Raw genomic sequence first — 5,984 nt, 5'->3', positions numbered from 1 at the left:
GGTGCGCGCCCCCTCCCCGCCGTTGATCTCGGGCAAGTCGGGGTAATACAGGCGAGTATTACCCCGACTTGCCCGAGATCAACGGGGGGCGATGCGGGCGGCAGGCAGTGCCACCGGGGGGCGGGGCCTGCAGAGTTCCACCAGGCCAGCGGACACGACCGGGGCGGGCAGGGCACCGATTGACCTCAAGCGGACTTCAGGATCCAGGGTGGAGCCCATGGACCTGAACGAGCAGCGCGCGATCGAGGACCTGGTCGCCGCGCACACCCGGCTGTGGATCGACCACGACATGGACGCCTGGGGCGCTTACTTCACCGAGGACGCCGACTTCATCACCCACCGCGGGCTGTGGTGGCGCACGCGGGCCGAGAACGTCGACGGGCACAAGGACGTGCCCGCCTCCGTCCTCGCACAGAAGGCGGACTACAGCCAGGAGGTGGCGAGCGTCCGGGAGATCGCCCCGGACGTGGCCCTTGTCCACACCCTGTGGACATGGCCCGGGCACCGCCTTCCGGGCGCGCGCCCCGCCGAGGACCGCAGCGGGATCATCACGCTCGTCCTGGTCCGCCGCGACGGCGAATGGAGGATCCGCGCCGCGCACAACACCCGCGACAACGGCCGGGACGACTTCACCCCAGAGGCGGCCGGAACGTCCGGGCCGTCCGGGACATCCGACGAGGGTGCCGCCCCCTCGCGCTGAGGCCGGGTCTCCGGATTCTGTCGGCATCCGAACCTACTCTCAATGCCCCGTCCCGCCCCTGAAACGAGTCGGAAGGGTTCGCGTTGGACAGCCCGGACAGCCCCATCATCACGCGCCGCGCCCTCGTCGACCCGGCCTACGGGGTCTTCCAGATCGTCGACTGCGAAGACCCCGAGCTGGACGCCCCCGTCCCCGGGCACGACGGTTTCAGCGCGGGCGAGCACTCCGTGTACCTCCACAGCTTTCAGGACAACGTCCTGGTCCGCCTCGATCTGGAGTCCTGGCAGACCGAACCGCCCGAGCCGGCGCCGGTATGGGAGGGGACCCACACGGCCTCCATCACACTCCCCAGCGGGGTGGTCGGCGTCATCGAGCTGACGATCGGGATGCAGGAGGACCTGCTCACCCTGCCCGCACCGGGCCGATACCGGATCCGGGTGTTCCACCGCAATCGCCGCCTGGTCGGCGACGCCTACGATGCCCTCTTCGACCGGTTCGACGACATCGAAGATCCGGGCTTCAGGGCGGCCAAGCGCGACCTCGAAGGCCGTGAGCAGTACCTGGCACAGTTCTGGCCCGAGCCCTGACCCGCATCCCCTGGACGCGCAGAGGCCCGTGGCGGTCGTCCTCCTAAGACCCTCCTCCTACGGCTCCCCTGCCAGGCAGGCCTCGATCACCGTGGTCAGGCGCTCCACCAGGACGTCCGGTTCGAGGTCATGGAGGGAGGTCGCCCCTTCGAGACGGCGCACCAGGCCGACGCCGAGGAGCACCGACGCCACCAGCGACGCCCGCGCCCGGGCCTCCGGGCCTCCGATCGCCTCCGCCAGCGGGCCGATCACCGCGTTCTTCAGCCGCTCCTCGTGCACCGACTTCAGGTCCGGGTCGCCCGCCGAGTGCTCCAGGGCCCGCCCCAGCGGGGTGCCGCCGGCCAGGGTGCGGTACACGAGGTGCTCCGCGAGCCGCCGGGGCAGCCCCTCCCGGTCGCCCTCCACGATGCCCGGGAACGCGGCCTCCTCGGCGATGACCTCGGCCAGCAGGCCGCGCTTGGCCCCGAAGTAGCGGTTGATCAGGGCGACGTTCACCCCCGCGTGCGCGGCGATGCGGCGCGACGACACCGAGGCGTAGCCCTCGCTGGTGAACAGCTCGCGCGCGCTGTCCAGGATGCGCTGGCGCGTGGCCTCCCGGTCGCGCGCCCGCCCGGCGCACCCGCCCTCCTCCGGCCGCTCCATCGGCGCTTCTCCCCGTCCTGCCTCCGGTCCGTCGCCCTCATCGTCGCACGCGGCGCCGGCGTCCCTGCCGTCCCGGCTTGACAAGTCAACACTGTTTACTTATACCGGAGGGGAGAATCGGCCCTCCCCTCATCCCACGACCGGCCCGCCGCACGGCGGCCTCTGCGGCGTGCCCGCGCACGCCGACCGGGTGCGGGGCGGGCCCCGGCGTGTCCGGGCGGGGTCCCGTGCCCGGCGCGCACCGACGAGCGTCGAGAGGGAGAACGCGTTGGCAGAGCAGGCGATCACCGACCGGTCGGAGGCGGGCCCGGCGGAGCCGCCGGGCCCCCGCTACACCCGGCGCCAGGTGATCGAGATCCTCGCGGGCCTGATGCTCGCGATGCTGACGTCGATGCTCACCACCTCGATCGTGGGCACCGCGCTGCCGACGATCGTCGGCGAGCTGGGCGGACAGGACAAGCTCTCCTGGGTCGCCAGCGCCACCCTGCTCACGATGACCGCCTCCACCCCGCTGTGGGGCAAGCTCTCCGACATCTGGGGCCGCAAGCTGCTGTTCCAGACGGCGCTGGTGATCTTCATCGGCTCCTCGGTCGCCGCCGGGTTCGCCCAGGACATGTCGTGGCTGATCGGCGCCCGCTTCGTGCAGGGCATCGGCGCCGGCGGACTGGCCACCCTGCCCCAGGTCATCCTGGGCGACGTGGTCGAGCCCCGCGAGCGCGGCCGCTACGCCGGCTTCCTGGGCGCCGTCTTCGGCGTCTCGACCGTCGCCGGCCCGCTGCTCGGCGGGTTCCTCGTGGACAGCCCGCTCGGCTGGCGCTGGTGCTTCTTCATCACCGTGCCGGTCGCCGCGGCCGCCTTCATCACCATCCAGCGGCTGCTGCGGCTGCCCCGGCGCCCGCGCGGCGGCGTCCGCGTCGACTGGCAGGGCGCCTCGTGCATCGTCGGCGCCGCCGGCCTGGCCATGCTGGTGCTCAGCCTGGGCGGCAAGGAGTTCGACTGGAACTCCGCGCCCACCTACCTGATGTCGGCCGGCGCCCTGGTGCTCGCTGGGCTGGCGGTGGTGGCCGAACGCCGCGCCGCCGACCCGATCCTGCCCCCGCGCCTCTTCGCCGACCGCACCTTCGTGCTCTCGGCCGCCGCGTCGATGTGCGTGGGCATGGCGATGTTCGGGGTGATGATCTACTTCCCGCAGTACCTGCAGATCGTCAAGGGCATGAGCCCCACCGCCTCGGGCCTGATGACGCTGCCGATGGTGCTGGGCCTGCTCGCCGCCTCGGTCACCTCCGGCTTCCTGGTCAGCCGCACGGGCAAGTGGAAGCGCTACCCGGTCGCCGGCACTGTGCTGATCGGGACCGGGTTCGGCGTGCTGTCCACCCTGGAGGTCGGATCGTCGCTGGTCCTGGTCGGCGCCGGGGTCGGGCTGATCGGCCTGGGCTTGGGGCTGTCCATGCAGATCCTCATCCTGGCCGTGCAGAACGCACTGCCCCGCGCCGACATGGCCGCCGCGACGTCGGCGGTGTCGTTCTTCCGCAACCTGGGCGGCGCGTTCGGGGTGGCGGTCTTCGGCGCGGTGATGACCGAGCGGCTCCACTCCGAGCTGGAGACGATGGCCCGGAACGCGGCCGAGGCGGCCGCCGAGGCCGAGGCGCAGGGGCTCCCCGCTCCGGAGACGCCGCAGCTGTCGGAGAAGGCGCTGGGGTCGCCCGACGCGATCCACGCCCTGCCCGCCGCCGTGCAGGACGGGGTGATCGAGGCCTTCAACACCGCCATGCACCAGGTGTTCCTGCTGGGCATGCCGATCGCCGTGGTCGGGTTCGCGCTGGTGCTGTTCTTCCGGCAGGTCCCGCTGCGCTCCAGCCGCGGCTGAGAGCGGGCGGCGGGGAGCCCGAGCGCGGTCGGTCCGGGGTCACGGCGTCGGCAGGGTCGTTCCGAGGGCGGTCAGGAGTATCAGGGCCGGGCCGCACACCAGCGTCAGGGCGCCGACGGCGGTGCAGACGGGGCGGACCCGGTCACGGACGAAGTCGGCGATGCGCCGCCGCAGGAGGGGACGGCGCATCCGGGCCAGGAAGCGGTCGTCGGCGTGGGCGGGCCAGCGCTCGCCCGGGCGCATACGGCCCAGGGACAGGGCCCGCAGATGGGCGACCAGGTCGCGGTCCTCCTTGGGGACGGGGAAGTCGTCCCGGGTCAGGTGCGGCGGGAACATCTCCGGCACGGCCTCCGGCACAGAGTCCGGCACGGGCCCGGGCGGGGCGGGCGGCGGGGGCTGGGCAGCGATGATCTCGGGGCGAACGACGGCCAGGCGCCGGACGAGGCGGGCCAGCTCGGCGTTCTGCCGCGCGTCCAGGCCCCGGGAGTCCTGGGGGCCGCGGGTGGTGGGCAGGTTCCGGGTTCGGGTCAGGGTCGCCATGGCGTGCTCCAGGTACGTGAGTGCGGGTGCGGAGAGGAAGAGGAGAGGAGTGGTGCGGGCGCCGCCCCCTCCCGGTGCGGCGCCCGCAAGGGGCCGTGCACTCAACCGCGCAGGGCGCGGGGTCAGCGCACGGCGAGTCCGGCGTGGGCGACGGCGGCGGCCAGCACGTCCGCGCAGCGGGTGCAGGTGCGCGCGTGGGCCTCGATGGTGCGCGAGCGCCGGTCGACCTCGGGGCGCACCCGGTGCAGCGGGGCGCGGAAGTACTCGGAGACCCCGAGGACGGCGGCGCAGCGCGACGGGAGTGGGTGACAGAAGACGGCGTTGATCAGCGGCTGCTCCGCGCCCCGGCCACTGCGAAAGAACAGCCAGCCCCGCCCGGTGTAGTCATCACGCAGCTGCGGGCAGGGGTGGCGATCGGTCAGCATCCCGCCTCCTCAGGTGGGAGTGGGGAGTTCCGACGACCAGCCCTCACGGAACTTGCCGAGAACATACGCTCACTGTCAGCAACAGCAGGCATTTCACGCCTCCAGAAGCCAATCTGCCTGACACCTTGAGTATGAACGGCCAAGTTCCAGCCTGCAAGTGAAAATCTGGAAATTGACATGAAACCTGGGTCTAGACTGCACCCCATGCGACGCGACCACAGCCCGACCGTTCGACTCCGGCGCCTTGCCTCTGAGCTCCAGCGAGCCCGCCAACAAGCAGGCATAGGCCTCATGGAGGCCGCACGGCAGGTTGGATGGAGCGCTCCGAAGCTGTCGAAGTTCGAAAACGCCGAACGCCGGATCAACCCCTCAGATCTAGACAAACTCCTCAGCCTGTACAACATCGAAGACGCTGAGATCCGCGAGGAGCTCCACCAGCTCGCGCACGACGCCAAAGAACGCGGCTGGTGGTCGAAGGCGCCTTACAAGGGAGTGTTCACAGACTCCCTCCCCGACTTCGAGGCTGAGGCTTCAGTCATCCGCACCTATGAGTGCCAGGTCATCCCCGGCCTGCTTCAGCTCCCGGAGTATACGGAAAGCGTGTTCCGTGGAGGCCAGGTACACGACGAGGCAGAGGTGCAGCGCCACGTAGAGGGGCGCGTACAACGCCAGACGATCCTCAACAGGTTCGACCCGCCCCGCTACTGGGCGATCATCGACGAAGCAGCTCTACGGCGTCCGACCCGCAACCCTCAGACCATGCGCGATCAGCTGAAGCACCTGGTTCACCTCGCCTCGCGCCACAACATCACGATCAACGTCCTACCGTTCTCGGCCAGCCACCATGCCGCGCTAAACGGATCGTTCGTCCTGCTCGACTTCCCGCACCCGCTCGACCCCTCGCTGGCGTACTCAGAGACCTACGCGGCTAGCATGTTCCTAGAGCAACCCGACGAAATCGAACAGTTCGAAGTCGCGTTCGGGCTGGTCCAGAACGCGGCACTTGGGGCCGACGAGTCCGTTGCTCTTTTCGATCAACTCGCAGCTGAGCTAGAGGACCGTGATGCCTGACCCGCAGAACTGGCGCAAGAGCAGTTACAGCGGCAACCGGAACAACTGCGTTGAGGTCGCCGACCTGCCCAGTGGTGCGGCAGTGCGCGACTCGCAGCACCCCGACGCGGGGCACCTCATGTTCGCCGCGACCGAGTGGCAGGCCTTCCTGG

The 5,984-nt window shown here is 70.7% G+C and carries 8 protein-coding genes; 5 read left to right on the top strand and 3 right to left on the bottom strand.

Translation table 11 applies throughout. The annotated features are described in order from the left end of the window. The first annotated feature begins 217 nt into the window (after nucleotides 1–217). Together D450_RS0124735 and D450_RS0124730 are read left to right on the top strand one after the other, a co-directional pair. Nucleotides 218–700: an SgcJ/EcaC family oxidoreductase gene (locus tag D450_RS0124735; protein WP_039820926.1), complete on the top strand. Its 483-nt coding sequence runs from the start codon at nucleotides 218–220 to the stop codon at nucleotides 698–700. Between the two features lie 83 nt (nucleotides 701–783). Beyond that, entirely contained in the window at nucleotides 784–1,287 is a 504-nt protein-coding gene (locus D450_RS0124730) for a hypothetical protein (RefSeq protein WP_017541311.1), read from the top strand. 57 nt (nucleotides 1,288–1,344) lie between these two features. On the opposite strand, the gene D450_RS0124725 is transcribed toward D450_RS0124730, so the two are convergent. Further along, entirely contained in the window at nucleotides 1,345–1,929 is a 585-nt protein-coding gene (locus D450_RS0124725) for a TetR/AcrR family transcriptional regulator (protein WP_017541310.1), read from the bottom strand. A 268-nt stretch (nucleotides 1,930–2,197) separates the two neighbouring features. Between D450_RS0124725 and D450_RS0124720 the strand changes: the two genes are divergently transcribed. Continuing rightward, nucleotides 2,198–3,796 (top strand): MDR family MFS transporter, encoded by a 1,599-nt coding sequence (locus D450_RS0124720; protein ID WP_017541309.1) that lies wholly within the window; start codon nucleotides 2,198–2,200, stop codon nucleotides 3,794–3,796. A gap of 39 nt (nucleotides 3,797–3,835) precedes the next feature. On the opposite strand, the gene D450_RS0124715 is transcribed toward D450_RS0124720, so the two are convergent. Then, the gene (locus D450_RS0124715; protein ID WP_017541308.1) at nucleotides 3,836–4,336 is read right to left on the bottom strand and encodes a hypothetical protein; all 501 of its coding nucleotides are present in this window, start codon (nucleotides 4,334–4,336) and stop codon (nucleotides 3,836–3,838) included. Nucleotides 4,337–4,458: 122 nt separating this feature from the next. Continuing rightward, on the bottom strand, nucleotides 4,459–4,761 hold the full coding sequence (locus D450_RS0124710) for a hypothetical protein (RefSeq protein ID WP_017541307.1): 303 nt from the start codon (nucleotides 4,759–4,761) through the stop codon (nucleotides 4,459–4,461). Nucleotides 4,762–4,965: 204 nt separating this feature from the next. Between D450_RS0124710 and D450_RS0124705 the strand changes: the two genes are divergently transcribed. Together D450_RS0124705 and D450_RS32805 are read left to right on the top strand one after the other, a co-directional pair. After that, nucleotides 4,966–5,832, top strand: coding sequence for a helix-turn-helix domain-containing protein (locus tag D450_RS0124705; RefSeq protein ID WP_039820924.1), 867 nt, complete (start codon nucleotides 4,966–4,968; stop codon nucleotides 5,830–5,832). Further along, nucleotides 5,825–5,984 (top strand): DUF397 domain-containing protein (locus tag D450_RS32805; RefSeq protein WP_017541305.1); only part of this gene is annotated, 160 nt, incomplete at its 3' end. The genes D450_RS0124705 and D450_RS32805, both read left to right, overlap by 8 nt.

Origin of the sequence: Nocardiopsis halophila DSM 44494 (genome assembly GCF_000341245.1) — a bacterium.
Taxonomy (GTDB): domain Bacteria; phylum Actinomycetota; class Actinomycetes; order Streptosporangiales; family Streptosporangiaceae; genus Nocardiopsis_A; species Nocardiopsis_A halophila.
Note: the sequence above shows the minus strand (reverse complement) of the source record. Positions and strands in the feature narration are given on the sequence as shown.